Below are 415 nucleotides of genomic sequence, written 5' to 3' on the forward strand. Positions count from 1 at the left end.
CGCTTTGACTGTTGTAATAGAACGTTACCGTGTAATCCGTTGGACTTTGACCTGCGCCTAATACATCATCGATGTAATCTGACAATGGATTGCCAAAATACAAGGTTTGTCCATCGTTTACACCATCAATATCATCACAACTCGCAAAATCTGCCAATTGGGTTGCCACAATTGGTTTTGGATTAACTTGTAAAATAAAGCTTCCTACTTCGCTTGGACATCTTGTTGTGGTAGCGGCATTGGTATTGGTTACTACTACATAGATGGTTTGTGGATTAGTCAGATTGGTATATGCCGATGGATTTGTAATCAATGTTGTTAAGGTTGCATCCTCATAAAACGCTACGCTGTAGGTTGATACTGGCGTGGTTTGATTGCCTTCTAATAAATCTGGGATTTGGCTCGTTAAATCAAA

Annotated in this window: 1 protein-coding gene; it reads right to left on the bottom strand. The window is 39.8% G+C overall.

From position 1 onward, the window contains the following. Window positions 1–415, bottom strand: a 415-nt coding sequence (locus tag G6042_RS00635) for a hypothetical protein (RefSeq protein ID WP_211161597.1), incomplete at both ends; no start/stop codon positions are given.

It is taken from the genome of Flavobacterium solisilvae (assembly GCF_012911605.1).
GTDB classification, from domain to species: Bacteria; Bacteroidota; Bacteroidia; order Flavobacteriales; family Flavobacteriaceae; genus Flavobacterium; species Flavobacterium solisilvae.